The sequence below is a fragment of the Vitreimonas sp. genome (assembly GCF_035627415.1).
Lineage (GTDB): Bacteria > Pseudomonadota > Alphaproteobacteria > Caulobacterales > Aquidulcibacteraceae > Vitreimonas.
Window position 1 is genome coordinate 23,915 of the sequence record NZ_DASPLU010000011.1, and the last position, 26,391, is coordinate 50,305.

The following is a 26,391-nucleotide window of genomic DNA, read 5'->3' on the forward strand; positions in this document are numbered from 1 at the left end:
GCCCGGACGCTAAGCCCGGCTGGCGCCGCATTCAAGGCGCTCAGGCCGGCTTGGCGAGTTCGACTTGAACGACGTCGGTGCGCCCGGTGCGGAAGCCGGCTTCGCAATAGCTCAGATAAAACAGCCACAGCTGCTTGAAGCGTTCGTCGAAGCCCAAGTCGCGAATGTCGCTCCATTTGGCTTTGAAGCGACGCGCCCATTCGGCCAGCGTGTCGGCGTAGGATGCGCCGAACGCCTCGGCCTTGCGCCAGACGAGGCCAACCTTCGCGGTCTCTTCCTTCAGCCGATCGACGCTGGCGAGCATGCCGCCGGGGAAGACGTAGCGCTGAATGAAGTCCGCGCGACGGCGATATTTGGCGAACAGCTCGTCGCGAATGGTGATGATCTGCAAGCCGGCTTTGCCGCCGGGCTTCAGCACGTCGGCGATCTTGCCGAAGTAAGCTGGCCAGTACCTCTCGCCGACCGCCTCGAACATTTCGATCGAAGCGACCTTGTCGAACTTTCCTTCGACATCGCGATAGTCTTGACGCCGAATCTCGACCCGGTCTGAAAGCCCGGCCCTTTCCATCCGCGCCTTGGCGTAGGCCAGCTGTTCGTCACTGATGGTGATGCCGGTGACGCGCGCGCCGTACTCGCGCGCGGCGAACTCCGCGAAACCGCCCCAACCGCAACCGATCTCCAGCAGGTGATCGTCCGGCTTGAGCTCGAGATGTTCGGCCAGCGCCCTGTACTTCGCCCGCTGCGCGCTTTCGAGGTCGCGCACCTTGGTGTCGAAACGGGCGGACGAGTAGGTCATCGTCGCGTCGAGCCAAGCTTCGTAGAAGCGATTGCCTAGATCGTAGTGCTCCAGGATGTTGCGCCGGGCGCCGCGCTTGGAATTGTCACGCGAAAGGTGGCGGATCCAGTGCATTGCCTTGCCCACGGGCCCGCCCTCCAGCAGCCGGGTGAAGCGCTCGACGTTCGACGCCAGCAGCGTCAGCAGCGACGAAAGATCCTCGCTCTCCCACTCGCCGGCCATGTAGCCTTCGGCGAAGCCGATATCGCCGCTCGTCAGAACGCGCTTGGCGAAGCGATAATCGATGATCTTGAAGTCGACCGGCGGACTCGCGCCGTCGCCGAAGCTGAGCCGCCGCCCGTCGGGCAGCGTCACCAGCGCCGAACCCTGGCGCAGCTGCAGCAGCGCCAACAACACGCCCTTGGCGCTCGCGGGCGCCGGGAGAGAGGCGATCAGAGACGGCGTGGCGCGCAGCGCGTCCGCCGGGGGAGCGATCGTGTCCTGCATTCGAGCCAGTCTAACGTCCGCAGCTTGTGGATAAAAGTACTGCCTTACCTACTTGAGACGCGCAGGCCGCTGGCGCGGTTCCACTAGCGCTCCTCGCGCGCCTCGCGATTGCGCAGATGGATTTCAAGCATCTTGGCATCTTTGAGCCAGCGTCCATGCGCGGCAATGGCGGCGACGGCGATCCCGTACCAGCCGGCCCGCCAGAGTCCGCGGCGCACATAATGGTTCAGGAAGTAGATCGGCCGCGCGAACAGCAGTCGCAGCGCCACTTGCCAGAACGGCTTCAGCTTGGTGTCGCGCGCGCGGCCTGACGAGTTGCGGTTGAACTTGTCTTCGAGTTGGGCCAGGTCGCGGAAAGAATAGTGCAGCAGCGGCGCCGCAAGCTTCGTCACGCGCATGGCGGAAGGCACTTTGAACTGGTCCCAATTCGGGTGATCGGGCTGGCGGATGACGCGCCTGTCGTAGAGCTTTCGCCGGTCAACCAGATTGTACGTCCACCACACTTCGCCGACGGGCGGGGAAGTCGCCATATTCATCTCGAACACCGGGGTCGTCGGCTCGCCGTTCGCGAAGTGAGTGCGGATTTCGTCGGCCAGTTCGGGCGTCACCACCTCGTCGGCGTCAAGATCGAGCAGCCAATCGTGCACGCACGCATCCTCGCCGATGCGCTTCTGCTTGCCTCCGCCCAGCCAAGGCGCACGCACCACGCGCGCGCCCAAGCTTTCGGCGATCTCGATCGTCTTGTCGGTGGAGCCTGAATCGATCAGCACGACCTCGGATACGACCTGCTGCGCAGCCCGGATCACTTCGCCGATCATCCGCTCTTCGTTCTTGGTGCGGATGTAGCAGGAGATGGGGGCAAGCTGGGTCATCTGGGCGGAGAAAGCCCGCGCGCTGGAGAAATGCAAGCGCGGTGACGGCGGTCACCGCCTGCGCGCCGCCTTCGCGCCAGTATTGGCGCCAGAGACGGAGTTCGAATGGTGTCCAATCGGCTTATCCCTGAACGGCTCACGCAAGCTGACCTTTCAGCCCTCATCAAGCTCAACGAGAGCGTTATATCGTCCGCGCCGCCCGGCTACATCCGCCCGAAATCCGAGGCTGATCTCGCCGCCATCGTGACCGGCGGCTCGGGCGCTGCGTTCTGCATACGAAGCCAGGGTGAGCTCGTCGCCGCCGCCTTGCTCACCTATCCGCCGCCGCAAGTCGCGGGCCTGCCGCTGTTTCCGCGCGTGCCGCCCGAGCAATGGCTGGACGGCGCCGCCTTCTTCGACGGCGCGGTCGTCCGCCCCGACATGCGCGGGCAGGGGCTTCAGCGCGCTTTGTTCGACACGCGGCTCGCCTATGCGCGCACGCAGGGACGGCGCTGGTTCTGCGCCGGCGTGCATGCCGGCAATGTCGTCAGTTGGTCGAACCTGATCCGCAAGCGCCTAGCGATCGTCGGCATGGCTTTCTTCTACGGCTATCCGCTCTTCGCGCTCTTGCGCGCCGAGGACGCGGACGCCGTCGCCACAGACGGGCCGTCGAGACTGGTCGATCCCTACGACCTCGCAGGCCATGAGCGCGCGCTCGGCGCCGGCATGCTGGGCGTCGATCTGCTGGATGGCCAGATTGTCTATCGCCGCGCTGTGCGAGCGGACACGATCGGCCAGTCCGTCATTCGCAACGTGGCTCATCCCGAACGCGCCAGCTCCGCGGCTTCTGCGTAGCCGAACAAGGAGAGCGCGAGGCGAATGGCTTGGCCGCGTTCGCTCGCGAGGTCGGAATCGCGCTCTACGGCGAGCCGCGCTTCTTTGTCCGCCGCGCCGAGCATGTTCGCATGCGCCTCCGGACTCACCAGCCGAAACGGCGGCAGACCCGATTGCTGCGTGCCGAGCATGTCGCCGGCGCCGCGAAGGCGGAAGTCGATCTCGGCGATGGCGAAGCCGTCGTCGTTGCGGCGCAGCGCATCGAGCCGCTCCTTGGCCTGTTCGCCGAGCGGCGGCTTCCACAGCAGCACGCACGAGCCGCGTTTATCGCCGCGGCCGACGCGGCCGCGCAATTGATGCAGCTGTGCAAGGCCGAAACGCTCGGCGTTCTCGATCACCATGATCGTCGCTTCCGGCACATTGACGCCGACTTCGATCACGGTGGTCGCCACCATCAGGAACGACTCGCCGGTGCGGAAACGCTCCATTGCCGCGTCGCGGGCGGCGGCCGACATCTGCCCGTGCACGATCTCGACGCCTTTGCCGAAATACGCCTGTAACTCCTTGTGCCGGTCGATCACCGCCGGCAAATCGATCGCCTCGCTCTCCTCGATCAGCGGACAGACCCAATAGGCGCGCTCGCCGCGCATGCGCGCGTCAGCGATGCCTTGGATCACCTCGTCAAGCCGCGTCGTCGGCATCGCCGCCGTCGCGATCGGCTGACGCCCCGGCGGTTTTTCGTCAAGCACCGACAAATCCATGTCGCCATGAATGGAGAGCGCAAGCGTGCGCGGAATCGGTGTTGCGCTCATCACCAGCACGTGTGGCGCAAAGCCCTTCGACACCATGCGCATCCGGTCGGACACGCCGAACCGATGCTGTTCGTCGATGACGATCAAGCCGAGATCATGGAAGCGCACATCTTCTTGAAACAAGGCGTGCGTGCCGACGACGACCGCGATTTCGCCGCTCGCCAGCCGATCCAGGATCGCACGCCGGTCTTTGGCCTTGTCGCGCCCGGTCAGCACCGCCATCGAAACGCCAGCAGCTTCCAACAGCGGCTGCAGCGTCGCTCCATGCTGGCGTGACAGAATATCAGTCGGCGCCATCAGCGCGCTTTGCAGGCCCGCCTCGGCCGCGCGCGCCATCGCCAGCGCCGCCACCAGCGTCTTGCCAGAGCCGACGTCGCCCTGCAGCAGGCGCAGCATCGGCGCGGGCTCGGCCATGTCGCCATAGATCTCGCTGACCGCGCGCGTCTGCGCTCCCGTGGGCGCGTAAGGAAGGCTGGCGAGCAGCAGCTTGGTGAAGCGCTCGTCGCCGACCACCGCGCGGCCTGGCTCCTTGCGCCGATGCGCCCGCCGCAGGCGCAGCGCGCACTGGCGCGCGAACAGTTCGTCGTAGGCGAGCCGCGTGCGGAACGGGCTCTCGGGCGCCACGTCCTCGGGCGAGGCGGGCCGATGGATGTGTTCGAGCGCGGTGCGGAAATCGGGCCAGTCGCGCGCCTTCACGGTCGAAGTTTCGAGCCATTCCGGCGCTTCCGGCAAGGCGTCGAGCGCGCCGAGAATCGCCCGCGACAGCATTCGTCCGGACAGCCCTTGCGTCATCGGATAGACAGGTTCGACCGCGGGCGGCGCTTCGCCTTTCGTCGGGTCGACGACGTAATCGGGATGCAGCATTTGCCGCATGCCCTCATAAAAAGTGATCTTGCCGCTGATCAGGCGCTTTTGGCCGACCGGCCACATGCGCATCAGCATGTCTTCATGGCCGCGGAAATAGGTGATCGAGAGAAAGCCGGTTTCGTCGCGGAGGCGAACCCGATGCGGCAGGACTTTCTGACCGATCCTTTTCGCGGGCATGTGCCCGTCGACTTCCGCCTCGATGGTGGCGATGTCGCCTTCATTGGTTTCAGCGATCGGCACGCGCAGGCGCCGATCGATGGCGCCGTTCGGCGGTAGGAAGGTGAGGTCGCGCACCAGGCGCCCGCCTGCAACCTTGGCGATCAGGTCCATCGTGTCCTTGCGCGCGCCTTTGGGGGGGCGCGCTGGCACGAGGAACAGGTCGGCGAGGCGATCTGCGGAGGAGGGCGGGGCGTCGTTCATGCGGGCTCTGGCGGCGCTGACAGCGCCGCCCATATGGGTTATAGCGCGGCCCCCTCCGCCTTTGCCTAGTTCCCCGGACCGATGGACGACCGCCGCAAGAAGCTGAAATTCCGCGCCTGGCGGCGGGGCTTCAGGGAGATCGACTTGATTCTGGGCGGTTTCGCCGACCGGAGGCTCGCCGATCTCGCGGAGGCCGAGGTCGACGATTTCGAGCGCCTCTTGGACGCGCCGGACCAGGACGTGTTCGCCTGGATCACCGGCCAGGCGCCTGCGCCGGCCCAATACGACACCCCAACCCTCGCGCTGATTCGCGCGTTTCGCTTTGAACTGAACCAATAGGCTTGATGAAAGACCCGGCACTCAACCCGCGCCTCGTGGATACGCTGGCGAAGTCGAAGGACGCGCTCATCGTGTCCGGCGCGCCTGAAGGCGTGGACGCCGCGGTGCTGGCGGAAACCGCGCAGGCGCGCGGCGGCGTGACGCTGTTCGTCGCCCGCGACGAGACACGGGCGTCGCAATTTGAGGCGGCGGCGCAATTCTTCGCGCCCGAGTCGGCGACGCTTCGGCTGCCGGCGTGGGATACGCTACCCTATGACCGCATCTCGCCCGCCGCCGCAGTGGCCGCGCAACGTTGCGCGGCGCTGACCCAGCTGGCGCGGCGCGGGGAGAAGGACGCGCCGCTGCTCGTGGTGGCGACCGCCTCGGCCGTGGCTCAGCGGGTGCCGCCGCGCAAGCGCATGGCGGAAGGCGCGTTCCCGGCGAAGGCCGGCAGCGACGCTTCGATGCAGGAGCTCGAATCGTATCTCGTCGTCAATGGCTATGCGCGCGCGTCGACGGTGCGCGCGCCGGGCGAGTTCGCGGTGCGCGGCGGCCTGATCGACGTGTTCACGCCGGGCGCGGCCGAGCCGCTACGGTTCGACTTCTTCGGCGACACGCTCGAAACCATCCGCAGCTTCGATCCTGATACCCAGATTTCGAAAGCCAAGCTCGCCGCGGCGCTGTTGACGCCGGTGAGCGAGGTGCTGCTGGACGATCTCACCGTCTTGCAGTTCCGCCGCCGCTTCAATCAAGCCTACGGTGCGGTCAACGATCCGCTCTATGACAGCGTCAGCGCGCGCATCCGCCGGCAAGGCGTCGAACAATTCCTGCCGTTCTTCTACGAACGCCTAGAAACCGTGTTCGACTATGCCGGCGAGAACGCGCTGATCGCCTTCGACGCGCTGGCCGAAGAGGCGCTGAAGGACCGCGTCGCCACAGCGGTCGACCACTACGAGTCGCGCAAGACCGCGCCGATCCCACGCGGCGGGGCGCCATTCCGCGCGCCCGAACCGGAGCTGCTTTACCTCAATGACGACGCGCTGGAGGCCGCGCTGGGCGCGCGTCCCGTGCGCCGCTTCACCCATTTCGACACGGACGCGAAGAAGCAGCTCGATTTGGGCGCCCGGCTCGGCCGCGACTTCGCGCCGGAGCGGCAAACCGCGGACGCCAACGTGTTCGACGCCGCCGCAAAGCACATCGAAACGCTGACGAAGGGAAAGAAGCGCGTGCTCGTCGCCGCCTGGACCGAAGGGTCGGCCGAGCGGCTGCTAGGCGTGCTGAACGACCACGGCGTCTCGCCGGTGGTGCGCATTCTCTCCTGGCGGGAAGCCACGCAGCTGCCGAAGGGCGTGCACGGCCTTGTCGTGCTGCCTGTCGAACACGGCTTCGAGACGGACGCGTTCGCGCTAATCGCAGAGCAGGACATTCTCGGCGATCGCCTCGCCCGGCCGCGTAAGCGCCGCAAGGCCGCGAGCGTCATCGCCGAAGCGGGCTCCCTGAGCCCCGGCGATCTCATCGTCCACCAGGACCACGGCGTCGGCCGCTACGAGGGCCTAAAGACGCTCGACGCAGCCGGCGCGCCGCACGATTGCCTCGATCTCACCTATTCCGGCGGCGACAAGCTCTATCTGCCGGTCGAGAATATTGAACTCGTCAGCCGCTATGGCGCCGAAGACGCCGAAGCGCAGCTCGACAAGCTCGGCGGCGTCGCCTGGCAGAGCCGCAAAGCCCGCGCCAAGCAGCGCCTGCGCGACATGGCCGAGGAGTTGTTGCGCATCGCTGCGATGCGCGCCACCCGCACGGCCGAGCCAGTCTCGCCGCCGGAGGGACTGTGGGACGAGTTCTGCGCGCGCTTCCCGTACGAAGAGACCGAAGACCAACTCGCCGCGATCGACGATGTCATGGGCGATCTCGCCGCAGGCAAGCCGATGGACCGGCTCATCTGCGGCGATGTTGGCTTCGGCAAGACCGAAGTGGCGCTGCGCGCTGCGTTTCTGGTCGCCATGAGCGGCCAGCAAGTCGCGGTGATCGCGCCGACGACGTTGCTGTGTCGCCAGCACTTCCGCACCTTCAGCGAGCGTTTCCGCGGTCTGCCCGTGCGCGTGCGCCAGCTTTCGCGACTCGTCACTACGAAGGAGGCGAACGAAACCAAGGCCGGCCTCACCGACGGCACTGTTGAGATCGTCGTCGGCACCCACGCCCTCCTGTCGAAGACGGTTCAGTTCGCCAATCTGGGCCTGATGATCATCGACGAAGAGCAGCACTTCGGCGTGAAGCACAAAGAGCGGCTGAAGGATCTCCGCTCCGAAGTGCACGCTTTGACGCTCTCGGCGACGCCGATTCCGCGCACGCTGCAGCTTGCGCTCGCCGGCGTGCGGGAGATGAGCCTCATCACGACGCCGCCGATCGACCGCATGGCCGTGCGCACCTACGTGACGGCGTTCGACGCCGTGACCGTCCGCGAAGCGCTGCTGCGCGAGAAATATCGCGGCGGTCAGAGTTTTTTCGTCACGCCGCGCATCTCCGATTTGGACGAAGCGGCGGAATTCCTGCGGCGCAACGTGCCGGAAGTGACGTTCGCGATGGCGCACGGTCAAATGGCCGCCGGCGCGCTCGATGAGATCATGACGCGCTTCTATGACGGCGAGTTCGACATTCTCTTGTCGACCACGATCGTCGAATCCGGGCTCGATATCCCGCGCGCCAACACGCTGATCGTCTTCCGCGCCGACATGTTCGGCCTGGCGCAGCTCTACCAGCTGCGCGGCCGCGTGGGCCGCTCGAAGCTGCGCGCGTACGCTTACCTCACCACCGCCGCCGAACAGGCCCTCACCGCCAGCGCCGAGAAGCGGCTCAAAATCCTGTCGTCGCTCGACAATCTGGGCGCCGGCTTTCAGCTCGCCAGCCACGACCTCGACATGCGCGGCGGCGGCAATCTCTTGGGCGAAGAGCAATCGGGCCACATCCGCGAAGTCGGCGTGGAGCTTTACCAGTCGATGCTCGAAGAAGCGGTCGAGAATCTGCGCGCCGGCCGCGGCGAGGATGCCGTGAGCGAGAAGTCGTGGTCGCCGCAGATCAATGTCGGCGCCTCGGTGCTGATCCCGGAGGAGTACGTCACCGACCTCAACGTGCGGCTCTCGCTCTATCGCCGCCTCGCCGATCTCGAAACCGATCAGGAACGCGAAGCCTTCGCCGCCGAGCTGATCGATCGCTTCGGCCCGCTGCCGGCGGAAGTGGACCAGTTGATCGCGGTCGCCTCGCTCAAGTCAATGTGCCGGCGCTGCCAGATTTCTAAGCTCGACGCCGGCCCCAAAGGCGCTGTGATGACGTTCCGCGACGGCGGCTTCCCAGATCCGATGGCGCTGGTGCGCCACGTTCAGGAGCGCCCCGACGATTTCCGCATGCGCCCCGACGGCAAGCTCGTCGTCACCGCCGCCTGGCCCGAAGCGACGCAGCGCCTAAAAGCGCTCCGCGGCGTGCTCGAAGCACTGAGCCGCATCGCCATGCGCAAGGCGGCTTGAGACTATGCGTCTGTCTTGTCGTCGAGCTCTTCGCGCATCCTGAACACGGGACCCAGCGTTCGGTACTCGAACTTGCCGTAGCTCGGCGTGAGAAACGCGTGCTCGCGCCGGATCGTCAGTGCGTCCGAGGCCCCATCGGTGATGACGAGGATGGGCGCGGCGCTGGGAAAGTCCGGCGCTGTTTCAAGCAACCGAATGCCCGGCATGAGCACTGTGCCGCCGCGGCCGCGTATCTCGAAGGTCTCCAGCAAGTCATCGGGAGTGACATATCCGCTGTCGTGCGCGTAAGCGTCACACTGGATCAGGCGGACAGCGCGCACTTCGCGTGACAGCGCATAGGCGCGGATGGCGCCGAGGGCGCGCGCCAGAATCACGCGATCCATAGAACCGGACGAGTCTAGCAAGACGCCGAACGTTCGGTCGGGGCTGCGCTCGAGCGGCGGCGCACGGCCCGGACGCGGAATGTCCGGAGAAGATTCCTGCCGGCGGCTTGCCCGAGCGTAAGTTCGCCGGACTTCCACTGGCTCGAAGAAGGAGTCGAGCCAGTCCCCGAGCGCGACATCCCAAGGGATGACGGGATGATCGAGCGCCTTGATCTCCTCGATCAGCCCACCGGGCAGAAGGCCGCGGCCGCTCGTCTGGTGAAGTTCGAGACCGGCTTGCAACGCCCGCCGATAAAACGCGTCGAGATCGGCGCCGCCGCGCCGCCACCATTGCTCAGGCTTGTCACCGAGTACGTCGGGTCCACCTTCGACCCAGCCGCGCAGCTTCTTGACTTTTCGCAGCACGCGCAGGTCGCTCGTGATCCGGTCGTAAATTTCCTCCGCCGACGCGCCCTTCAGCTCGGGGTCAAATAGAAATCCGATCTTTTCCGGCGGTGCGCCGACGCCCATCTCCAGCAGCCAGCCGTTGATGACGAAGTCGCATGCGACATTCCAAAGCCAAGGATCGCGCCCTTGGCGACGCATTTCGTGGCGAAGCCCGACGTGCAGAATCTCGTGCGCCATGACGAAGCGCATTTCGTCGCCGTGCAAACCCGCCTTCGGATTGACGTAGATTTCCTGCATCTCGCTTTGCACCGCAGCAACGCGCACCGCGAGCCGATCGCAAGCGGCGGGGTCTTCGATGATGCTGAAGCCTGACGCCAACGAAGCGAGCAGAGGATAGTTCGAGACAAACCACGCACGGCATCGCTCCGCCTCGCTGTCCTTTCGCGCAGTTTGCGCATGGCTGATCCCGGCGCCTTGAACGGCGCCTGTGGCGGCTGCTCGAACGCCATCGGCGAATGCCCGCGAAGCGTCGCGGCGCATCTGGGCCGTGAGCTTGTCGAAGTTGCAAGACCAAAACGGCTTTGCATGAGCGCCCAATCCAAGCGCGAGGAACTCGTCCGGGATTCTCTCGCGCAGCCGCGCCGAGAGGGCGTTTTCGTCCGTAAGCTTGTAGCCTTGCGGCAGCGGCGGCAGCCACGCGGGGCGCGACCCCAAGCCAGCATTGATCAAAAGCGCCTCTGCAACCGCCCAGCAAGCCGCCGACCATTCGATATCGTTCCGTTCTGGGTCGATGTGATTGAGCGCTGCATGGAGCCGAATACGTGCGATCGCCCAGGGCCAATCGCCAGGTTCGGAGTCGCGCTCCAAATTCGGTCGGACGACGAGGGACAGACTCTCCGGATACCAGCGCGACGCCGGCGTCAACTCGTAAGCGATGCTCAGAAGCGCGTCGGGCGGAACCGGCGGGCAACGCTGTTGGAGAAAGTCGAAGGATACTTCCGGCAAAGCCGAAAGCAGCGGATGCGGCGTGGCCGTCTTCAAACCTTCTTGTATCGCCTCGATCCGCGCCTCGCGTTTGGAGCTGCGCCGTGTCATCAGCCGCGTCCGACCAGCCGCGGCAAATCTCTTGCAATCTCCACCATGAACCAATCCGGCAGCGAGTTGCCGTTTTCATCGGCGGCGAGCACCAGTTGCGCCATTTCCACCGAAATGCGCGAGAGCTGAATGAGCGCGTCTTTGGCGCGCATCGAGAGTTCGCGAACCGGTTTGGAAAGCTTCACGCCCTCTTCGGGAAGCTCCTTGATCAGCTGCGCACGAAACGACTGGGTCAGGAAATAGAGAATGTCGCGCTCGTCCGGTTTGTCAGGCCACTTACGCTCGCCTTTCAGAATAGCGTTCAAATCGAAGGCGCGTTGTCGCTGCCGATAGAAGGCGATGAAACCGCGCGCGTGAGAGGGCGTCAGCAAGCCGCTGGCGAGGACGTCGGCGACAGCTTCGTTGCGGTTGTCCTCCGCATAGGCTTGCCAAGCCTCCGACAGGAACGCCCAGGCGCGCGGTGTGGAAAACGGCTCCTCATGCTTCGGCGGCTTGGACCAGAGCTGATCTGGACGCAGGCGAATATAGTCGATCACCAATGGATCCACGCTCGAACCCTCCGCCCAGGCAATCCAGTCGGCCGCGTCGGCGCGCAATTGCACGTGAATCAGACGATTGATCAGCGCAGACGATAAGGCGCGCACAATGGCCGCGTCCTGCGCCCGATTTCCCGCCCCGATCACAACTGAGCCCTGGGGTAAAGCGTACTCGCCGATGCGCCTGTCGTTGATCAGCGAGTAGAAGGCCTTCTGCACGTCGTGCGAGCAGGCGTTGAGTTCATCCAAGAACAGACAATAGGCGGTTTCTCGCGCGATTTGTGCGGGTGGATGAAACCGGGTTTTGCCGCCCTCAATCTTCGGCACGCCGATGAGATCTTCCGGCGCGAGTTGCGAACCGAGCAGCGACACGCAATCGAGGCCGACCGCTTCAGCGAACTGCTGCACGATCGACGACTTGCCGATACCGGGCGGACCCCAAACGAACACCGGGCGCACCGGCGCCACGTTGAGTAGAAAGTCCATCAGCTCCCGAGGTTTTAGGGTGCGAGCCGCCTCCACGCCAAACTCCTATGCCGCAGCCTTGGAACGCTACAAGGCGTGCCGTTGCGAGGGAAGGGCGCGGGGCGTGTTCGCGAGAGCCTAAGCCGGGATCTGCTCCACTTCGATCGCGCGCAGCGCGCGGGCGAGCATGCCGGCGCCGCTTTCGCCGGGCTGCAGCTCGACCGCGCTCTGCTCGAACACGAGCGGCCCGGCGCCGCCGTCGCCGGAGGCGAAGGCCGTGCACTCGGCCACCGACGCGACGCGCTCGGCGGTGCGCTTGGCGCTTTTGAGATTTGCCGCGGGCAGGGCGATGGCGATCAGATCGCCGCCGAGCGTCACGCCGCAATCGGCGTCGCGCATCAGCCGCGCGGCGAGGCTCGCCACTTCGGTGAAGCCCTTGCGCCAGACCTCTTCCGCGGGCGCGCGCGCGCCATGCGCTGGCAGCACCCGCAGCACGGCGAGGCTGAGCGGCCTGCCGCTGGCGTGGTGATCCGCCGCCAAGCGCGCGAGGTGCGCGTCGAACGCGCCGCGCCTCCACAGGCCGGTGCGCGCATCGCCCATCAAGTCGCGCAGCGCGCAGATGTCGTGCTCGGCGGCGCGGCGGCGGCGTTCGCGCCGCACCGCTTCGAACAGCCAGCCCAAACTCGCGCCCGTCGGCGCATTGACGGTCGCGACCGCTGAGGCGCCGCGGTCGATCGCCGCTTTCGCCGTATCGGTGTCGCCCGAGGCCACGACCACCATGGTCGGCAAATGATAGAGCGTCGCGTTGCGGCGAAGCGCGGCGCAGAGCGAGATCGCCGTCTGTGCGTCTTGCGCCCCATTCAGGACGACGGCGTCGAACGGTTCGTCGTGCAGGTGATCGAATCCGGCGTAGGATGAGAACGCGGCGGCGACCAGCCCGTCCTGTTCCGCCAGCGCGCGCTCCAGCGCCAAAAACATCGAACTCGGCGCGCCGATATAGAGCGCTTTGAGGCGCCGCGGCTCGGGCGATTGCGGCGGCGCAACGCGAAGCGCCGATGCCGTCGCGCCGCGGCGCGTGCGCTCCTCCTCGGCAACGGCCACACGGATCCAGGCTTCCATCTGCGCGGCGAGCAGCTTGGGCGGCGCATCGAGCGAAACCGCGCCTGCGAAGATGCTGCTGGCGCCGAGCCCGCGCGGCGGCGGGGAAGCCCATCGCAAGCCAGAGAGGCACGCGAGCGGGGGCGCGCCGGACGCCATCAGCGCTTCCGCGATGGAAGCGTCCTGGCCACCTGGGATTATGGCGATGTCCTCGCCGTCAGGCGCCTGACGCGCGGGTCCCGCCAGGGCAAGCGTCTCGACGCCAGCGGCCGAGAGCTGCGCTTGCGCCTCGCGCACAATCCGGGCGTCAGAAGCTCGCACGACGATGCGCAAAGGTTAACGCTCCGGCGCCCGCGACGGCGCGTAGTGAACCGTTATAAGTAACGCTTGTTAGCACTCTCTCAAACCGGGAGGGTAAACGGAGCAAGCTGATGGCGCAGGGACCGCTGGCGGGTGTGAAAGTTGTCGAGTTCGCCGGCATCGGCCCCGGCCCCTATTGCTGCATGCTCTTGTCCGACATGGGCGCCGACGTCGTGCGCATCGACCGCAAGGGCGGCCGCGGCGGCGCCAAGTTCGACGTCACCGCGCGTGGCCGCCGCTCGATCGCGCTCGACATGAAAGAGCGTGCCGATGTCGAGGTCGCCTTGGCGCTGATCGAGAAAGCGGATGTGCTGATCGAAGGGTTCCGTCCCGGCGTGATGGAGCGCCTCGGCGTCGGGCCCGACGAAGCGCTGGAGCGCAACCCGCGCCTGATCTACGGACGCATGACGGGCTGGGGCCAGACCGGCCCGCTCGCGCACGCCGCCGGCCACGATCTCAACTACATCGCCCTCTCCGGCGCGCTGCACGCCATGGGCCGCAAAGGCGCCCCGCCCTCGCCGCCGCTCAATTTGGTCGGCGACTACGGAGGAGGGGCCCTTTTCCTAGCGATGGGCGTATGCGCGGCGCTGTACGAGGCGCAGCGCTCCGGCAAAGGCCAAGTCATCGACGCCGCCATCACCGATGGCGCGGCCTCGCTCATGGGCGTCATGTATGGCCTGCGCGCCGCCGGCATCTGGACCGACGAGCGCGACGCCAACCTCCTCGACGGCGGCGCGCCGTTCTACGACGTTTACGAAACCTGCGACGGCAAGTTCGTCACCATCGGCGCGCTCGAACCGCAATTCTACGCGCTGCTGCTGGAGAAGACGGGCCTCAAGGACGATCCCGACTTCGCCATGCAGATGAACAAGCCGCATTGGCCGGCGATGTCGGATAAGGTCGCGGCGGTCATCAAGACCAGGACCCGCGCGGAGTGGACCGAACTGATGGAAGGCTCGGACGTCTGCTTCGCCCCGGTGCTCGACATGGCCGAAGCGCCGAAACACCCCCACAACGCTGCCCGCGGCGCGTTCACGGAAGTGGAGGGGGTAGTGCAGCCGGCGCCGGCGCCGCGCTTTTCGCGCACGTCCGGCGCGATCCAGGGCCCACCGGCTGCGGCAGGGGCCCACTCGGCCGAAATTCTCTCGGACTGGGGCGTTACCGCCCGCCCAAGCTGATTAACCCATTCAGCGCCGGTTCAACCGCCAGGGTGTTTTATCGTCCTCGGCTCTGGGCGATTTTTCGTCCCTCGCTCGTACCGGGGCCAGGTTCTCGGCCCACCTTAGGGCCGAAGCAAAGCGCCGGCGGCCGGCTCAGCCGCCGGCGCAATGCGTTGGCGGACCTGAAACTTGCATTTCCGCCCCGGCATGTTGCACCGCAGCGCGCCCCTACGTAAACGGGGCGCATGGCAAACAAAGTCTATGCGGACGCCAAGTCCGCGCTCGAGGGCCTGACTTTCGACGGCATGACGGTAATGAGCGGCGGTTTCGGCCTCTGCGGCATTCCCGAGAACCTGATCCTCGCCCTGCGCGACAGCGGCGTTAAGGGCATCACCGTCATCTCCAACAATGCCGGCGTCGACGGCTGGGGCCTGGGGCTGCTGCTGGAAACCAAACAGATCCGGAAAATGGTCAGCTCCTACGTGGGCGAGAACAAGGAGTTCGCGCGCCAGTACCTCGCCGGCGAACTTGAACTTGAATTCAACCCCCAAGGCACGCTGGCCGAACGCTGCCGCGCCGGCGGCGCGGGGATCGCAGGCTTCTATACCAAGACCGGCGTCGGCACTTTGGTGGCCGAGGGCAAGGAGACCAAGGTCTTTAACGGCGAGACCTACGTGCTCGAAACGGGCCTGGTGGCCGATCTCTCCATCGTCAAAGCCTGGAAAGGGGACAAGGAAGGCAACCTGATCTTCCGCAAGACCGCCCGCAATTTTAATCCGATGATGGCGACAGCCGGCAAGAAGTGCGTCGCCGAAGTGGAGATCCTGGTCGAGACCGGCGAACTCGATCCCGATCAGATCCACACGCCCGGCATCTTCGTCGACCGGATCGTCAAGGGCGCTTTCGAGAAGCGCATCGAACAGCGCACCGTCCGTCAGCGGGAGAATGCATAATGCCGTGGTCCCGCGATCAACTCGCTCAACGCGCCGCCAAGGAATTACGCGACGGCTTTTACGTTAACCTAGGCATCGGCATCCCGACCTTGGTGGCGAACTACATTCCGGAGGGGATGGAGGTCACGCTGCAGTCGGAGAACGGCATGCTCGGCATGGGCCCGTTCCCGTTCGAGGGCGAAGAGGACGCCGATCTGATTAACGCCGGCAAACAGACCATCACCGCGCTGAAGAAGACGTCGTATTTTTCCTCGGCGGACTCATTCGGCATGATCCGCGGCGGCCATATCGATCTTTCGATCCTCGGCGCGATGGAGGTCAGCGATCGCGGCGACCTCGCCAACTGGATGGTGCCCGGCAAGATGGTGAAGGGCATGGGCGGGGCGATGGACCTCGTTGCCGGCGTGAAGCGCGTCGTCGTCGTGATGGAACACACGTCGAAGGACGGCGCCTCGAAGCTGCTGACCAGATGCACGCTGCCGCTCACCGGCGTCAACGTGGTTGATCTGGTGATAACCGATCTCGGCGTGTTCGAGATCGACAAGCATGGTCAACAACCCATGAAGCTTATCGAACTCGCCGATGGCGTCACGCTGGAAGAGATCACCGCAAAGACGCAGGCGCCGTTCACCAACGGGCTGCGCTGAAGTCTTCACGCACATCGACACAAGTAAACATGCGTAAACGCGCGAGCGATCTCACAATCGTTCGCGCGTTCATCGTTTCTCATCACCTGCCAGGTAAGTTCTCCGGAACAATTCGTGCAGAGAGGGCGCCATGCAGTGCCCTCCAGCCTAGGTATGGTGATGCTTCGTACCGGAATGAAGCGACACGTGGGGAGGCGTGCGGCCGCAATGGCCGCATGCGCGCTCGCCGCGTGTGCGCTGGTCTGGAGCGGAGACGCAAACGCGCAGAGTTCGACCCCGAACGAATTCTCACGCGTGCTCGAACTGATTAACCAGCAAGAGCAGCGGCTCAACGCGCAGGAGCGACAGCTCCAAGACCAACAGAGAGAGATTAGCGAACAGCGTGAGCTGATCGAACGCCAGCGGCGTGAGATTCTTGCGATGGGCGGCAGTGTCAGCGAAGCGGATCTTGGCGAGATCCGCGGCGCCGGCGTCGGCGCACATGGCCTGAACTACGCGGCGCTGGCGGCGGACGAGCCGATTTCGGTCAATCGCCGCGCGCCGATCACGACGCTAACCCAAACCGAGGGCGGCAGCGCCGCTCCAACCGGCACGCCGGCTGCTCCGCCGGACCGGCCGGTGGGCGAAGCGCCGCCGGAGGAGACGCAAGTCTCGACCGTTGAGGCGCTTCCGGAAGGGCAGAACGCCCTTCTGGGCCAGGGCCGGCTCGTCATCGAGCCCTCGTTCGAATACTCGCGCAGCTCCTCGAACCGTTTCGTCTTTCGCGGCGTCGAGATCGTCACGGGCATTCAGATCGGCCTAATCGAGGCCAACGACAGCGCTCGCGACACCTTCTCCTCGTCTTTGGCGATCCGTTATGCGCTCACCGACCGGCTCGAGATCGAAGGCCGGGTGCCGTACATCCACCGCTCCGATCGCATCACCACGGTCTCGCAGAACAGCCAGACGACGACGCAGACGTTCGAGCTGCAAGGCTCGGAACTGGGCGATGTCGAACTCTCGGCGCGCTACCAGCTCAATCGCGGCCGCAACGGCGCGCCGATCTTCGTCGCTGGCGCGCGCGTCAAGTCGAACACGGGCCTCGGCCCGTTCGAACTCGACCGCGACGCCCAGGGCGTCTCGACCGAACTCGCTACCGGTTCCGGCTTCTGGGCCGTGCAGGGCAGCCTGTCGATGATGTACCCGAGTGACCCGGCGGTGCTGTTCGCCAACGTCAGCTACATGTACAACATCACCGAGGACGTCGATCGCACCTTCGGCACGGTGCACGTGGGCCATGTCAATCCGGGCGATTCCGTCGGCTTCGGTTTCGGCTTCGGCTTCTCGCTCAACCCGCGCTTCTCGTACTCACTGGGCTACTCGCACTCCTACGTGATGCCGACCGAGACCGAGTTGAACGGCATGATCACGGAGTCCACCGAGCTGCAAGTCGGCAGCCTGCAGCTGGGCCTCTCCTTCCGGGCCACCGAGCGTCTGACGCTCGCCACCAGCGTCGATGTCGGCGTCACCGAAGACGCCCCGGATGTCCGGCTTTCCTTCCGGACCCCATTCCGCTGGTAAGCAGAGCGGACGCAAAAACCAAAGGCCGGCGGCTCCCCACCGCCGGCCTTTTTCTTTGCCGCTTTGCCCGCTTGCGGAGTAGCGAGTGCGCTGATACCCGCCACCAGCCCGGAGGGATGGCCGAGTGGTTTAAGGCACCGGTCTTGAAAACCGGCGTGGGTGCAAGCCCACCGTGGGTTCGAATCCCACTCCCTCCGCCACGTGCGCCGGAACAAGCCCCGGTTCGGCCCCGTTAGCTCCGAAGGTTCACTTCGGGAAAGACGCACATGGCAAAGAAAGCAAAAGCGGCGAGCGGACGCAGCTCGGCGAAGAAGACGCGCGCGAAGTCGGTGAAGAAGGCGAGCGCAAGCAAGGGCAGAACGAAGGCGACGGCGAAGCGCCGCGCAAACGGCCGGCGCGCCAATGGCGCGGACCGCGCGCCGAGCCGCGGCCGCGACCCGGCGGCGATCGCCCTGCTGAAGCAGGATCATCGCACGGTCGAAGCGCTGTTCGAGGAATTCGAGGAGGCGACATCGCCGACCGACAAGCGCAACATCGCCCGCGAGATCTGTCTCGAACTCACCATCCACACCATGATCGAGGAGGAGCTCTTCTATCCGGCCGTGAAGGACGCGATCGACGAGGAGACCTACGGCGAAGCGCTGGTCGAGCACGACGGCGCCAAGGTGCTGATCGCCGAAATCATGGACGCCAATCCGCGCGACGAGTTCTACGACGCGCGCGTCAAGGTGCTTTCGGAAATGATCAAGCACCACGTGAAGGAGGAGGAGCAGCCCGGCGGCATGTTCGCGCAGGCGCGCCGTGGCGATATCGATTTCGATGACCTCGGGGAGCGTCTCGAACAGCGTAAAGACGATCTCAAGCGCACGCTGAAGCGCAGCGGCATCCCCGCGCCGGAGACGCGGACGCTGCACGGCGCTGAACTCCGCTATGGCGATCCGGTCGGCTGACCTCACGCGCAACTGTAGTTAAACTGCAAAAAGGATAAACGCTTACGCGGTCTAAACGGGCGGCGGGGTAACAGGGATGGAACACATCTCTCGGGGTCCGCCGCCTATGGCCTTTCCACTCAACCGCGTCGCCCTCGTCTGCGCCGCCGCATTCTGCGTCGCAGGGGCCGCCGCGGCGCAGGCGCCGATCGAGTATGCGGGTCAGCGGGCGCCCGTCCCGCTGCAGGCGGCTTCGGTTGGCAACACGCTGAGCGGCGGCGATGAAAACTCCTACGGCTACGGCGCGGGCGCCCGCACCGAAGGCGCTGCGATCGACATTCGGCGCGGCAGCGTCCGCAGCGCGCCGGCTCACGTCGAAACCGCGCCCGCCTCGACCGAACACCCGCAGTGGCTGGAACGGGAGCGGGTAGGGCCGCCCTATGAGGCCAACGGCCGCTGGTACGTGCCGACGCCTGAGCCGGGCTACGAGCAGACGGGTACGGCTTCTTGGTACGGCCCGACCTTCCACGGCCAGGCCACCGCGAGCGGCGAGATCTTCGATCAGGAGGCGCTGACCGCCGCCCACCCGACGCTGCCGATCCCGAGCCTCGTCCAGGTCACCAATCTTGAGAACGGCCGCGAAGTCATCGTCCGCGTCAATGACCGCGGGCCGTTTGTCGGCGAGCGCCTCATCGACCTTTCGCGCCGCAGTGCGGAAGTGCTCGGCTTCGAGCAGCAGGGCCAAGCCCGCGTTCACGTCCGATATCTCGGCCCCGCGCCGCGCCGTGTGGCCGCCGAGGGATCGCCCGCCGCACACACCGCTCCGCCCCCTGCCCAGCCGACCGCCCTCCGCGCAGGGGAGGGGCCAGTCTCCCTGCTCCCACGACCTGTGGAAGAGGAGCCGCGTGCCGCCGCCCTCGCCGGCGCCCCGCTCGGCCAGCCGCAATCCGCTCCGCCGCGTTACTCACAGCCCGCCGGCGACGGCTTCTACGTCCAGGTCGGCGCCTACGCCGATCTCACCAACGCGCACCGTGTCCGCGACGAAGTCAGCGCCGCCGGTCCGGTCAGCGTCGACATGCGCCAGACCGCCGCTGGCGGTGAATTGTTCCGCGTGCGGCTGGGGCCGTGGGCGTCTAGAGAACAGGCCGACGCCGCGCGCCGCCAGCTCTCGTCCCTCGGCTACGGTGAAAGCATTGTGGCGGCACGGTGATTGGCGGTTTGTTGACGTAAAGCCGCCGTCTCGGTTTGCTTGAAAGCAAGCTCGCGACAATCGATTCGGTGGAGACGTGATAGTGCGATTGGCTGCCCTGAGCCTTGCCGCGGCGCTCGCTGCGGCGCCCATGGCGAACGCGCAAACCGGCGCGTTCACCACGACGGCTCAGCACGTCACCATCATGGACGGCGCCTCCGGCGCGATCCTCTATTGCAACGACTGCCAGACGCCGATGCCGCCCGCGTCGATGTCGAAGATCATGACGGTGCTCTTGGTCGCCGAAGCGATCGAAGCGGGCCGCATCACTTGGGACACGCGCTATCCCGTAAGTGAGTACGCTTGGCGCAACGGCGCCATGTCAGACGGCTCGCACATGTTCTTGCCGCTGAACGCGACCGCGACCGTGCGCGACCTGCTGCGCGGCGCGATCGTCGTCTCCGCCAATGACGCCTGCATTGTGCTCGCCGAGGGCCTGTTCGGATCGGAAGAGGCCTTCGTCGCCGAGATGAACCGGCGCGCCCAGGCGCTCGGCCTGCGCAGCGCGCGCTTCCGCAACTCGACGGGCCTGCCTGATCCCGATCACGTCATCAGCTCGGCCGACCTCGCGCGCCTCGCGCGGCACCTCATCGTCACCTATCCGGAAATCTACCGGATCTATTCCGAGCGCGAATTCCGCTTCAACAACCGCACCCAACAGAACCGCAATCCGCTGCTCGGCGCCTTCGCCGGCGCGGATGGCGTCAAGACCGGCCACACCGATGCTTCGGGGTATGGTTTGGTCGGTTCGGCGGTGCTGAACGATCAGCGCCGCATCATCGTCTTCAACGGCATGCGCTCGATGGCGGATCGGCGCGAGGAAGGCGTCCGCCTGATGCGCGCCGCCTTCCACGACTTCACCATCGACCGCGTCGCCGCCGCCGGCGAGCAGGTCGGGGAAGCGCAAGTGCGCCTCGGCTCGCGCCGCACCGTACCGCTGGTGGCGCAACGCGACATCGTCATCGGCGGTCCGCGCGGCGTGCAGACCGGGCTCACCGCGCACATCGTCTATAACGGTCCGCTGCGGCCGCCGCTGCGTGAGGGCGACGTCGTGGCGCGCCTCGTCGTCTCCGGACCTGGCTTCCAGACCCAGGAATTCCCGCTCGCGGCAGGCCGGCGAGTCGGACGCGCCAACTGGTTCTCGCGCGCGTTCGAAGGCTTGCGCCTCACGCTGTTCGGCCCTTGATAGGGGCATGAGCCCGACGCCGACATCCGGCCGTTTCATTACGCTCGAAGGCGGCGAAGGCGCCGGCAAGTCGACGCTTGCGCGCGGTCTTGCCGAGGCATTGCGCGGGCAAGGCCATGAAGTGGTGTTGACGCGCGAGCCCGGCGGCGCGCCGGGCGCTGACGCGATCCGCGCGCTCCTGGTGCAGGGCGAGGCGGGCCGCTGGGACGCCATGGAAGAGGCGCTCCTCTTCGCCGCCGCGCGCCGCAATCATCTCAGCCACACCATCCGCCCCGCGCTCGCGCGCGGCGCTTGGGTGATCTGCGACCGCTATTACGACTCGACGCGCGCCTACCAAGTTGCTGCCGGCGGTCTCGATCCGCGCGCGCTCGACACGTTGACGGCGTTGATCGAAGCGCCAGCGCCCGATCTCACCTTCGTGCTCGATTTTGCGCCCGAGGCTGGACTCGCGCGCAGCCAGGGCCGCCATGTCGGCGAAGACCGCTTCGAGAAGAAAACCGCCGACTTCCACGCCCGCGTCCGCGCCGAGTTCCTCGCCATCGCCGAGCGTGAACCGCATCGCTGTGTCGTCATCGACGCCAGCCAGTCCGGAGCCGACGTGCTGGCGCAGGCGCGCGCAGCGCTCGAGGCGCGGCTGTGAAAGCTGAAAAGCCAGCTGTCGAAACCGATCGCGAGCCGAACGCGCCGCATCCGCGCGAGACGTTCTCGTTCTTCGGCCACGAGCAGGAAGAGCGGGCGCTCGCCGACGCGCACCGCAGCGGGCGCATGCACCACGCTTGGCTGCTCGCCGGCACGAAGGGCCTCGGCAAGGCGACGCTGGCGTACCGCTTCGCTCGCGCGGCGCTCGGCGCGCCCAAGAGCGGCGCACGTCCGTTCGATGTTGATCCCGAAGCCATCATAGCCCGCCGAGTCGCCGCGCTTTCGCATCCCGATCTCTTCGTGCTCCGCCGCGGCCTCAACGACCGCGGCAAGCCGCGCCGCGAAATCACCGTCGACGACGCGCGCGAGCTCGGCCATTTCTTTTCGCTCGCGCCCTCCGAAGGCGGCATGCGCGTGGCCATCATCGACGCGGTCGACGACCTCAACCGCAACGCCGCCAACGCCATCCTGAAGACGCTCGAAGAACCGCCGGCGCGCTCGGTGCTGCTGCTCGTCTGCCATGCGCCCGGCGCGATTCTGCCGACCATCCGCTCGCGCTGCCGGCGCCTTGCGCTGCGGCCGCAGTCCGACGACATCGTCCGCGCCGCGCTTGGGCAAAGCGGCGACGACGCGCTCGTCACGCTCGCCAAAGGCCGCCCCGGCCGCGCCATCGCTTACGCTGCCCAAGGCGTTGACGCAAAATTCGCCGACGTCCGCCGCGCGCAAATGGCGCTGCAGCACGGCGAAGCCGGCGCCATGCTGTCCGCGCTCTATGACAAAATGAGCGGCGAGCCGTTCGAGAAGCTCGCCGCTGTGCTCGAGCTCGCCGGCGAATGGACGCGCGCGGCAGGGGTCGAGGAGGGCGGTGAGGGTTGGGCCGAAGCCTGGTCGGCGCTCGAAACGCTGCGCGGCGAAGCCGAAGGCCTCGACATGGACCCGCGCCACGCGCTCGCCCGCGCCGTAGGCGTGCTTGATCGCGCCGCCGCAGTGCGTAGATGAAGCAAGCCATGCTGATCGACAGCCACGTCAACCTGCACCACCACGCCTACGATGAGGACCGTGAAGCCGTCATCGCGCGCGCCCGCGAAGCCGGCGTCGCCCGCATGATCACGATCTGCGACAGGATCGAAAACTTCGACCGCGTCATCGCCATCGCCGAAGCGCACGCCGACATCTACGCCAGCGTCGGCGCGCATCCGCATTATGCGAAAGATCATCTTGATCTCACGGCGGCGAGGCTCATCGAATTCGGATCGCATCCGAAAGTCGTCGGCGTCGGCGAAAGCGGCCTCGACCAGCACTACAAATTCAGCCCGCTCGAAGATCAGGTCCAAGTCTTCCGCGCCCACGCGGAAGCGGCGCGCACGCTCGGCAAGACGCTGATCATCCACACCCGCGAAGCCGACCAGGCAATGGGCGACTTGCTGGAGGAGGAGGCGGGGAAGGGCCCTCTTCGCATCCTGATGCATTGCTACACCTCCGGCGCCGAACTCGCGCGCCGCGCGCTTGCGCTGGGCGCCTATATCTCGTTCTCCGGCATCATGACGTTCAAGAACGCCGACGACGTCCGCGCCATCGCGATGGAAACGCCGCTCGATCGCATCATCGTCGAAACCGATTGCCCGTATCTGACGCCGGTGCCCTTCCGCGGCCAACGCTGCGAACCGCATCACGTCGCTTACGTGCAATCGGCCCTGCTCAAACTACGCGGCGTCAGCGAGGAGGAGGGGAGCGCCCTCCTCGCCGACAACTTCTTCCGCGTGTTTCCCGGCGTGGCGCGATGAAGTGCGCACGCGTTCCGCGTCGCCTTCGACAAGCTCAGGCTGACGCTGCTAGCTCGCTCCGACGGCAGACCTGGCGTCACGCTGAGCCTGTCGAAGCGCGACGCCACGCACGTACGCAAAAACACGCAGGGACGCGCCCCTGATGCCCACACTCCGCGTCACCATCCTCGGCTGCGGCTCCTCCGGCGGGGTGCCGCGCGCGACTGGCGATTGGGGCGCGTGCGATCCGAACGAGCCGAAGAACCGCCGCTCGCGCTGTTCGCTGTTGCTGCAGCAATGGCGCGCCGAGGCAGGGCCGGCGGAAGAGGCGACCACGGTGCTGATCGACACCAGCCCCGATCTCCGCCTCCAGCTCGCCGACGCCAAGCCTGCCCATCTCGACGCCATCCTCATCAGCCACGACCACGCCGATCAGACCAACGGCTTCGACGACGTCCGCGCCTTCGCGATCAAGCACCGGCGCCAGATCCCGGTCTGGATGGATGAGGCGACCGCGGAGACCTTCATGCGCCGCTTCGGCTACGCGTTCGAGTCGAAGGGCGGCTACCCGGCGATCGTTCGCCGCGCCGGCGATCTCTCGCCGCTCGCGCCGATTTCGATCGACGGCCCCGGCGGCAAGCTCGAGCTCACGCCGCTCGATCAGGACCACGGCTTCAGCCGCTCGCTCGGCTTCCGCGTCGGCCCGGTCGGCTACTCGAACGATCTCGTCGACATGCCGCCCGAGAGTTTCGCCGCGCTCGAAGGCCTCTTGCTCTGGATCGTCGACGCGTTACGCGAGACGCCGCATCCCACGCACGCGCATCTCGGCCGCGCACTCGACTGGATCGCGCGCCTCAAGCCGAAGCACGCCGTGCTCACGAACATGCACATTGACATGGACTATGCGTCGCTGAAGGCGAGGCTGCCGGTCGGCGTCGAACCTGGATACGATGGCTGGGCGCGCGACTATCCAATCTGAGTCGCCATCGCTTCCCATAATCTATCTTATGCGAGAACTGCATGCCGGGACAAGCTGCTGATAAAACGACGGAAAAGAGCGCCGGAGCCCTCTCCCGAAATGCCTCCGCCACTCAAGCTGTTCTGGATGTGATGGCCCGTCTGCGCGACCGCGAGCACGGCTGCCCGTGGGACGTGGAGCAAAACTTCCGCACCATCGCGCCGTACACCATCGAGGAAGCCTACGAAGTCGCCGACGCCATCGAGCGCGACGATCTCCCGGCGCTCAAGGAAGAGCTAGGCGACCTCCTCTTCCAGGTCGCCTTCCACGCCCGCATGGCCGAGGAGCAAGGCGCGTTCGATTTCGCGGACGTCGCCCAAGCGCTCGCCGACAAAATGATCGAACGCCATCCGCACGTGTTCGCCGAAGCCGGCGACGGCCGCACGGCCGAACAGCAAACCGTCGCCTGGGAGACGCTCAAGGCCGAGAAGCGCGCCGCCAAGGGCGCGCCCTCGCTGCTGGACGACGTCGCCATGGCCCTCCCCGCCCTCATGCGCGCCGAGAAGCTCACCAAGCGCGCCGCGCGCATCAACTTCGATTGGCCGAGTTCGGCAGAAGTGCTGGAGAAGCTCGACGAGGAGCTGGCCGAACTCAAAGCCGCCGAGGCCAGCGGCGATCAGGAGCACATCGCCGAAGAGATGGGCGACATCCTCTTCGTCATGGCCAACCTCGCCCGCAAACTCAAAGTCGACCCCGAAGAAGCTCTCCGCCGCGCCAACGCCAAGTTCACCCGCCGCTTTCAGTACATCGAGCGCGCGCTGGCGGAAGCTGTCCGTACCGGGCCGCAGCCGCTGGATGAGATGGAAGCGCTGTGGCTCGACGCGAAGCGGGCTGAGAAGAGGTAGCGCGTGTCGGCCCTTGATTGGAGACCAGCGTTATATTGGCTGGGAGTCGTGGCGCTCTCTGCCTGGCTCGCCTGGGCCAGTTTGGTCGCACTGCTTTCTCCGCTCTACACCGTCGGCGGCGTTGATGAAGGTTGGTGGCTCGTAGCGTTCCACTGGGCCTGTGTGTCGCTAGCGGCAGGAGTGCTATTCTTCAGTCTCCGCGCCAAGAGGACCGGAAAGCTCACTATGGGCACGGTGCTATTGTGGGCTACACCCGGCGCAAGCTACGCGATGTGGATCGGCTTCTACGTATTTTACAATCGCGTGCTCCTGCATTGCGAAGTACCGTGCGGAGGCGTGAGCTTGCCGGGCTAACGCTTCAACGCCCCAAACGGCACGATCTTGTTCTCTACATCGTGCCCAATATCCGCGCGCCCGAGATACGCGATCCCAGCCTTCTTGCACCAATAACGCACGATCTCTTCTTCGTTCGCGCCGAACGGCTTGTCGTTCTCCGGTACATCGCTCACGCGCCCAAGCTTGATCCCCTTCACGCTCCGCACATTGGCGGAGGAGGTGATGTGGAAGAGGGCGCGGTCGATGCGATAAAGGTACTCCCCCACCTCTTCCAGCATCAGCACATGGCCGCTCAAATCCGGCTCGAGCGGCGTGCCGAGGATCGACTGCAGGATCATGATGTTGAACGCCGCCGTCCGCGCATCGAACATCACGCCAAGCTCGACGCTCTCCGGCGCGCGGTCGATCAGCCAGGCGAGGGCCCTCTTCACCGCCCCCTCTCCGCCTGCCCGCGTCAGGTCCACCGGCATCGGCCCATGCGCCACCGTACCGATGCGATGCTTGTACAAGCCCGCCAGCAGCACGCCGCCGTCGCTGTAGCCGAGATAGGTTTTCTTACGCGCGTGCTCATTCAGCTGCCCAAGCGCGGCCTCGGCAATCCTGCACGCCCCATAACCGCCGCGCGCGAACCAAATCGCGTCCAGCGTGGGATCGTTGGCGTATTCGACGAACGCTTTCAGCCGCGCTTCATCGTCGCCGGCGAAATGCCCGGCGCTCTGGAAACATTGCGGATGAACAACGATCTCCGGCGCGCGATCGAGAAAACTGTCTGTCGCGAACGCCTTAAGCCGCGCGGCCAGCTCCGGCTCGATGCGCGTGCCGGGCGCTACAACGCCAATTCGCATCGAGGGCGCCATGCTGCGTAGATGTCCTTCCG

General features: G+C 66.1%; 22 protein-coding genes and 1 tRNA gene. 16 read left to right on the forward strand and 7 right to left on the reverse strand.

The features are described from left to right. Positions 1–40: 40 nt before the first annotated feature. Both VEA80_RS08140 and VEA80_RS08145 read right to left on the reverse strand, forming a co-directional pair. Positions 41–1,291 carry a class I SAM-dependent methyltransferase gene (locus VEA80_RS08140; RefSeq protein ID WP_414731503.1) on the reverse strand — a complete coding sequence of 417 codons (1,251 nt, stop codon included), beginning with the start codon at positions 1,289–1,291 and terminating at the stop codon, positions 41–43. A gap of 74 nt (positions 1,292–1,365) precedes the next feature. Next, the gene (locus tag VEA80_RS08145) at positions 1,366–2,154 is read right to left on the reverse strand and encodes a glycosyltransferase family 2 protein (RefSeq protein ID WP_325060218.1); all 789 of its coding nucleotides are present in this window, start codon (positions 2,152–2,154) and stop codon (positions 1,366–1,368) included. Between the two features lie 108 nt (positions 2,155–2,262). Here VEA80_RS08145 and VEA80_RS08150 point away from each other — a divergent pair, with 108 nt between their 5' ends. Further along, on the forward strand, positions 2,263–2,988 hold the full coding sequence (locus tag VEA80_RS08150) for a GNAT family N-acetyltransferase (RefSeq protein ID WP_325060219.1): 726 nt from the start codon (positions 2,263–2,265) through the stop codon (positions 2,986–2,988). Here the strand turns inward: VEA80_RS08150 and recG are convergent. Continuing rightward, positions 2,952–5,066 carry an ATP-dependent DNA helicase RecG gene (gene recG / locus VEA80_RS08155; protein WP_325060220.1) on the reverse strand — a complete coding sequence of 705 codons (2,115 nt, stop codon included), beginning with the start codon at positions 5,064–5,066 and terminating at the stop codon, positions 2,952–2,954. The two genes, VEA80_RS08150 and recG, sit on opposite strands and share 37 nt — an antisense overlap. Positions 5,067–5,147: 81 nt before the next feature. Between recG and VEA80_RS08160 the strand changes: the two genes are divergently transcribed. Together VEA80_RS08160 and mfd are read left to right on the forward strand one after the other, a co-directional pair. Continuing rightward, positions 5,148–5,405 carry a succinate dehydrogenase assembly factor 2 gene (locus tag VEA80_RS08160; protein ID WP_325060221.1) on the forward strand — a complete coding sequence of 86 codons (258 nt, stop codon included), beginning with the start codon at positions 5,148–5,150 and terminating at the stop codon, positions 5,403–5,405. A gap of 5 nt (positions 5,406–5,410) precedes the next feature. Next, positions 5,411–8,905 (forward strand): transcription-repair coupling factor, encoded by a 3,495-nt coding sequence (gene mfd, locus VEA80_RS08165; RefSeq protein ID WP_325060222.1) that lies wholly within the window; start codon positions 5,411–5,413, stop codon positions 8,903–8,905. 2 nt (positions 8,906–8,907) lie between these two features. Here mfd and VEA80_RS08170 read toward each other — a convergent pair whose 3' ends face one another. From VEA80_RS08170 to VEA80_RS08180, 3 genes are all read right to left on the reverse strand, one after another. After that, positions 8,908–10,770 carry a DUF2201 family putative metallopeptidase gene (locus VEA80_RS08170; protein ID WP_325060223.1) on the reverse strand — a complete coding sequence of 621 codons (1,863 nt, stop codon included), beginning with the start codon at positions 10,768–10,770 and terminating at the stop codon, positions 8,908–8,910. Next, positions 10,770–11,828 (reverse strand): AAA family ATPase, encoded by a 1,059-nt coding sequence (locus VEA80_RS08175; protein WP_414731501.1) that lies wholly within the window; start codon positions 11,826–11,828, stop codon positions 10,770–10,772. The genes VEA80_RS08170 and VEA80_RS08175 overlap by 1 nt, the downstream gene beginning before the upstream one ends. A gap of 81 nt (positions 11,829–11,909) precedes the next feature. Continuing rightward, on the reverse strand, positions 11,910–13,190 hold the full coding sequence (locus tag VEA80_RS08180) for a hypothetical protein (protein ID WP_325060225.1): 1,281 nt from the start codon (positions 13,188–13,190) through the stop codon (positions 11,910–11,912). A 110-nt stretch (positions 13,191–13,300) separates the two neighbouring features. Here VEA80_RS08180 and VEA80_RS08185 point away from each other — a divergent pair, with 110 nt between their 5' ends. From VEA80_RS08185 to mazG, 13 genes are all read left to right on the forward strand, one after another. Continuing rightward, a complete protein-coding gene (locus VEA80_RS08185; protein WP_325060226.1) occupies positions 13,301–14,407 on the forward strand; it encodes a CaiB/BaiF CoA-transferase family protein in 1,107 nt (368 codons plus the stop codon). Between the two features lie 227 nt (positions 14,408–14,634). Then, positions 14,635–15,342, forward strand: coding sequence for a CoA transferase subunit A (locus tag VEA80_RS08190; protein ID WP_325060227.1), 708 nt, complete (start codon positions 14,635–14,637; stop codon positions 15,340–15,342). Further along, positions 15,342–15,989 carry a 3-oxoacid CoA-transferase subunit B gene (locus tag VEA80_RS08195; protein ID WP_325060228.1) on the forward strand — a complete coding sequence of 216 codons (648 nt, stop codon included), beginning with the start codon at positions 15,342–15,344 and terminating at the stop codon, positions 15,987–15,989. Before VEA80_RS08190 ends, VEA80_RS08195 begins: the two co-directional genes overlap by 1 nt. 207 nt (positions 15,990–16,196) lie before the next feature. Then, the gene (locus VEA80_RS08200; protein ID WP_325060229.1) at positions 16,197–17,549 is read left to right on the forward strand and encodes a hypothetical protein; all 1,353 of its coding nucleotides are present in this window, start codon (positions 16,197–16,199) and stop codon (positions 17,547–17,549) included. A gap of 110 nt (positions 17,550–17,659) precedes the next feature. After that, positions 17,660–17,749 (forward strand) — tRNA-Ser (locus VEA80_RS08205). 66 nt (positions 17,750–17,815) lie between these two features. Continuing rightward, positions 17,816–18,499: a hemerythrin domain-containing protein gene (locus tag VEA80_RS08210; RefSeq protein ID WP_325060230.1), complete on the forward strand. Its 684-nt coding sequence runs from the start codon at positions 17,816–17,818 to the stop codon at positions 18,497–18,499. A gap of 106 nt (positions 18,500–18,605) precedes the next feature. Beyond that, positions 18,606–19,688 (forward strand): septal ring lytic transglycosylase RlpA family protein, encoded by a 1,083-nt coding sequence (locus VEA80_RS08215; protein ID WP_325060231.1) that lies wholly within the window; start codon positions 18,606–18,608, stop codon positions 19,686–19,688. Positions 19,689–19,770: 82 nt separating this feature from the next. Continuing rightward, positions 19,771–20,913: a D-alanyl-D-alanine carboxypeptidase family protein gene (locus tag VEA80_RS08220; protein ID WP_325060232.1), complete on the forward strand. Its 1,143-nt coding sequence runs from the start codon at positions 19,771–19,773 to the stop codon at positions 20,911–20,913. A 7-nt stretch (positions 20,914–20,920) separates the two neighbouring features. Then, positions 20,921–21,553: a dTMP kinase gene (gene tmk / locus VEA80_RS08225; protein WP_325060233.1), complete on the forward strand. Its 633-nt coding sequence runs from the start codon at positions 20,921–20,923 to the stop codon at positions 21,551–21,553. Continuing rightward, complete coding sequence (locus VEA80_RS08230; RefSeq protein ID WP_325060234.1) at positions 21,550–22,551, forward strand: DNA polymerase III subunit delta'; 1,002 nt, start codon at positions 21,550–21,552, stop codon at positions 22,549–22,551. The genes tmk and VEA80_RS08230 overlap by 4 nt, the downstream gene beginning before the upstream one ends. Then, entirely contained in the window at positions 22,548–23,336 is a 789-nt protein-coding gene (locus VEA80_RS08235) for a TatD family hydrolase (protein WP_325060235.1), read from the forward strand. Before VEA80_RS08230 ends, VEA80_RS08235 begins: the two co-directional genes overlap by 4 nt. 142 nt (positions 23,337–23,478) lie before the next feature. Further along, positions 23,479–24,294 carry an MBL fold metallo-hydrolase gene (locus tag VEA80_RS08240; RefSeq protein WP_325060236.1) on the forward strand — a complete coding sequence of 272 codons (816 nt, stop codon included), beginning with the start codon at positions 23,479–23,481 and terminating at the stop codon, positions 24,292–24,294. A gap of 131 nt (positions 24,295–24,425) precedes the next feature. After that, positions 24,426–25,178 (forward strand): nucleoside triphosphate pyrophosphohydrolase, encoded by a 753-nt coding sequence (mazG, locus tag VEA80_RS08245; protein WP_349257230.1) that lies wholly within the window; start codon positions 24,426–24,428, stop codon positions 25,176–25,178. Between the two features lie 350 nt (positions 25,179–25,528). Here the strand turns inward: mazG and VEA80_RS08250 are convergent, their stop codons facing one another. Beyond that, on the reverse strand, positions 25,529–26,359 hold the full coding sequence (locus VEA80_RS08250; RefSeq protein WP_325060237.1) for an LD-carboxypeptidase: 831 nt from the start codon (positions 26,357–26,359) through the stop codon (positions 25,529–25,531). Positions 26,360–26,391 lie beyond the last annotated feature (32 nt).

Excerpts from the sequence above, each read along its gene's own strand:
- VEA80_RS08145 (WP_325060218.1), bottom strand. The coding sequence starts at position 2,154 with ATGACCCAGCTTGCCCCCATCTCCTGCTACATCCGCACCAAGAACGAA.
- recG (WP_325060220.1), bottom strand. The coding sequence starts at position 5,066 with ATGAACGACGCCCCGCCCTCCTCCGCAGATCGCCTCGCCGACCTGTTC.
- VEA80_RS08160 (WP_325060221.1), top strand. The coding sequence starts at position 5,148 with ATGGACGACCGCCGCAAGAAGCTGAAATTCCGCGCCTGGCGGCGGGGC.
- mfd (WP_325060222.1), top strand. The coding sequence starts at position 5,411 with ATGAAAGACCCGGCACTCAACCCGCGCCTCGTGGATACGCTGGCGAAG.
- VEA80_RS08170 (WP_325060223.1), bottom strand. The coding sequence starts at position 10,770 with ATGACACGGCGCAGCTCCAAACGCGAGGCGCGGATCGAGGCGATACAA.
- VEA80_RS08185 (WP_325060226.1), top strand. The coding sequence starts at position 13,301 with ATGGCGCAGGGACCGCTGGCGGGTGTGAAAGTTGTCGAGTTCGCCGGC.
- VEA80_RS08190 (WP_325060227.1), top strand. The coding sequence starts at position 14,635 with ATGGCAAACAAAGTCTATGCGGACGCCAAGTCCGCGCTCGAGGGCCTG.
- VEA80_RS08195 (WP_325060228.1), top strand. The coding sequence starts at position 15,342 with ATGCCGTGGTCCCGCGATCAACTCGCTCAACGCGCCGCCAAGGAATTA.
- VEA80_RS08200 (WP_325060229.1), top strand. The coding sequence starts at position 16,197 with ATGGCCGCATGCGCGCTCGCCGCGTGTGCGCTGGTCTGGAGCGGAGAC.
- VEA80_RS08210 (WP_325060230.1), top strand. The coding sequence starts at position 17,816 with ATGGCAAAGAAAGCAAAAGCGGCGAGCGGACGCAGCTCGGCGAAGAAG.
- VEA80_RS08215 (WP_325060231.1), top strand. The coding sequence starts at position 18,606 with ATGGCCTTTCCACTCAACCGCGTCGCCCTCGTCTGCGCCGCCGCATTC.
- tmk (WP_325060233.1), top strand. The coding sequence starts at position 20,921 with ATGAGCCCGACGCCGACATCCGGCCGTTTCATTACGCTCGAAGGCGGC.
- VEA80_RS08235 (WP_325060235.1), top strand. The coding sequence starts at position 22,548 with ATGAAGCAAGCCATGCTGATCGACAGCCACGTCAACCTGCACCACCAC.
- VEA80_RS08240 (WP_325060236.1), top strand. The coding sequence starts at position 23,479 with ATGCCCACACTCCGCGTCACCATCCTCGGCTGCGGCTCCTCCGGCGGG.
- mazG (WP_349257230.1), top strand. The coding sequence starts at position 24,426 with ATGGCCCGTCTGCGCGACCGCGAGCACGGCTGCCCGTGGGACGTGGAG.
- VEA80_RS08250 (WP_325060237.1), bottom strand. The coding sequence starts at position 26,359 with ATGCGAATTGGCGTTGTAGCGCCCGGCACGCGCATCGAGCCGGAGCTG.